The sequence below is a fragment of the Caballeronia sp. genome, from assembly GCF_049581465.1.
In the GTDB taxonomy this organism is placed as follows: domain Bacteria; phylum Pseudomonadota; class Gammaproteobacteria; order Burkholderiales; family Burkholderiaceae; genus Caballeronia.
In genome coordinates this window covers 1-2,928 of record NZ_JBAUSA010000821.1, presented here as the reverse complement: position 1 = coordinate 2,928, position 2,928 = coordinate 1, and the positions used below count along the sequence as shown (strand labels likewise).

Sequence of the window (2,928 nt, the reverse complement as noted above, 5' to 3'; positions counted from 1 at the left end):
GCGTTCACACCGTTCGGGAGGCAAAGAAAGGCCGCGCACGAGTGATTTCAATGCTGATAATGCAGAGGATTTTTAGCTAAGCGGAAGCGGCGCACTGCGATGATCGCGGGCACGGCATGAAACCCGCGTCCGCTTAGCTAAAAATTCTTTGAGCTAAACCGCTCCACCGGCGTGAGCAGCTATGGGCATTGAATCAGGGTGATGAGCGTGATGTTGTAGATGACGGTGTTGGCGACGCCGTGGAAGACGTCCCGCTGCTGCGTGTGAAGGTTGCCAGGACGCCGGTGCGATCGTGATGGAGAGGGCCATGGGGGCGGTAGCGCCGCGATGACCTGGGCGCGGCCAAAGCCCTGCCGCAGCCGGGCGACCGATTGTCCGGGCAGGTAGACGGAGCGTGAAGGCGCGAGCGTCACGGCACACCAGCGGGTGGTGCCCGTGGCCGTGCGTGATGCGGGAGGATTTCGATGCACATCATTCGTCCGCGGGCGCACACTGGACAGTGGCGCAGCGATTGCCCGGTGAGTCTGGCATAGCGGTCGTGATAGTCGGGTCGGCGCTCGTCAGTGGCAATCACCGGCGGTGGTATGACCTCGAGCAGGCGCCGGCATTCGGCGAGTCCGGTTTCGCGGCGCCGGTTACTGAGGAACCCGTAGTGACGGATACGCTGCAGTCCGCGCGGCAGCACGTGAAGCAGGAAGCGGCGGATGAATTCCGGCGCTTCGAGCCGCATCACGCGCTGTGCGGATTCATGGCGGTAGTCTTTCCAGCGGAACGTGACGTGTCCGTCAGCGATGTCGATCAGGCGATTGTTCGAGATGGCGACGCGATGCGTGTAACGCCCCAGATAGCCGAGTACCTGCTGCGGCCCGCCGAACGGTTCCTTCGCGTACACCACCCATTCCGCGCGTCGCGGGCCAGCCAGATAGCGGGCGAACGCCTGAACGTGCTGCAGCGGCGCGAGGGCGTTGAAGAACCGCAGGTGCCCGGCCTCAAAGGCACGCCGCAACCGCTCAAGGAACAGACGCCGGAACAGGCGTGATAGCACGCGCACCGGCAGGAAGAAACCAGGACGGCAGGCAATCCAGCGTGAGTGGTCCGGCGCCAGACCGCCACCTGGCACCACGCAGTGCAGGTGTGGATGGTGCAACAGGTTCTGGCCCCAGGTATGGAGGATCGCGATGAAGCCGATGTCAGCGCCGAGGTGTTTCGGATCAGCAGCGATGGTCTGCAGTGTTTCGGCGCTGGCCTGGAACAGGATGTCGTAGACCACCGCCTTGTTCTGGTAGGCAATCGCCGCGATCTCTTCCGGGACCGTGAACACCACGTGGAAGTACGGTACCGGCAGCAGATCGGCCTGACGGTCGTCGAGCCATTGTGCCCGGGCAAGCGACTGACACCTGGGACAGTGGCGATTCCGGCAGCTGTTATAGGCGATGCGTTGATGGCCGCAGGCATCGCACTGTTCGACATGCCCGCCGAGCGCAGCGGTCCGGCATAGTTCAACCGCGCTCATGACGCGCCGCTGGGCGCGACTCAGTGACCCGGAATGGGTTTGACGATACGCGGGTGCCGTAGCGACGCAATACGTCCGCCACCTCCAGTTGCGCAGTCTTCATGGACGTGCTCAGAAGGTCACCGGCGGTTCTTCTGGCGGGTCAGGCGCAACTGGTTGTGGGAGGAGGTCAAACGGGCTGGTGGTTGCACAGATTGTGCTGGTAGCCACCCTCAGATAACGCGAGGTGGTGGCGAGGCTGCGGTGGCCAAGCAGCAGCTGGATGGTGCGCACGTCAGTACCAGCCTCGAGCAGATGGGTAGCGAACGCATGGCGCAGGGAGTGCGGCGTGACCGGTTTGGTGATACCAGCTCGGCGCCGAGCCTGCTGACATGACAGGCGTATCGTGCCGGGCTCGATGGGTCGGCCGGGGAACCGTCCCGGGAAGAGCCAGTGCGCGGGTCGACCGATCTGCCAGTAACTGCGCAGGATCTCCAGCAGCCGCGGGGACAGCATGACGTAGCGGTCAACCTGGCCCTTGCCCTGCTCGATGCGCAGTACCATTCGCTGGCTGTCAATGTCGCTGACCTTCAGTCGCGTCACTTCCGAAATACGCAGGCCGCCCGCGTACGCCGTCATGAGAATCGCGCGGTACTTCAGACTGGGGATCGACTCAAAAAATCGGGTGATCTCGTCGCGGCTGAGGATCACAGGTAGCGTACGGGGTTTCGTCGACATGATGATGTCGTTGACGACGATCTGGCGCCGGAGCGTGACCGTGTACAGGAACCGCAATGCCGTGGTGGCGGTCACCAGTGTGCTACGCGACATTCGTCACACTTCAATCAGATGCAATTGCCAGGCGCGAATCTCGTCGGGTCCAAGTGCGGCCGGAGAGCGGCCAAAGTATTTGGCAAAGGCGCTTACTTGCTGCAGGTAGGCGCGCTGGGTATTGGCCGCGAGATTGCGAATACGCATATCCTCGACCATCCGCTGACGTAGGGGTGTCATAGCAGAACTCCATTCGGGATAAACAGGTGCGGTGCACTGCACTGCCATCGCCGCACCCAGAAAGGAATGCTGCGGCGCCGGCTAGGACGGTAACGTCGGCCAACCACCATACCGCGTCAGCGGTTTCGTTCAATGATAGTTATCTTAATAGCCGCGTATTTGGCGAGATTTTACGAGTGCAAACGCGCCTGTTAGATGGCTGCTGCCGCCGAAATCAGGCCCCAAGCGCCGTGGCTCCCGTCGAAGTCTTGGGAGGTGCCGGTTCGCGAAATGATTGGCTCCATCATTGAGTAAGCTGGCTATCCCTATCGCCCATGCGCGTGATCGAGCACGCATGTACGGTGTAAACTAGGTTTTTCTCGATTCGAAGCGCGTCAATGTCTGAACCCAACCCCGATCAAACCAGCCAGGAGACCGCGCGTCTC

At 62.0% G+C, this 2,928-nt stretch carries 2 protein-coding genes and 1 pseudogene; all 3 read right to left on the bottom strand.

Going from position 1 to position 2,928, the window contains the following annotated elements; all coding sequences use genetic code 11:
* Positions 1 to 409: 409 nt before the first annotated feature.
* A pseudogene (locus WCA53_RS20225) lies at positions 410 to 1,616 on the bottom strand (IS91 family transposase).
* Between the two features lie 8 nt (positions 1,617 to 1,624).
* On the bottom strand, positions 1,625 to 2,323 hold the full coding sequence (locus tag WCA53_RS20220; protein ID WP_423914797.1) for a tyrosine-type recombinase/integrase: 699 nt from the start codon (positions 2,321 to 2,323) through the stop codon (positions 1,625 to 1,627).
* A 3-nt stretch (positions 2,324 to 2,326) separates the two neighbouring features.
* Complete coding sequence (locus WCA53_RS20215) at positions 2,327 to 2,503, bottom strand: phage integrase N-terminal SAM-like domain-containing protein (protein ID WP_423914794.1); 177 nt, start codon at positions 2,501 to 2,503, stop codon at positions 2,327 to 2,329.
* Positions 2,504 to 2,928: the final 425 nt, after the last annotated feature.

What these genes read in the sequence shown, in the direction of transcription:
- WCA53_RS20220 (WP_423914797.1), bottom strand. Translation starts at nt 2,323, where the DNA reads ATGTCGCGTAGCACACTGGTGACCGCCACCACGGCATTGCGGTTCCTG.
- WCA53_RS20215 (WP_423914794.1), bottom strand. Translation starts at nt 2,503, where the DNA reads ATGACACCCCTACGTCAGCGGATGGTCGAGGATATGCGTATTCGCAAT.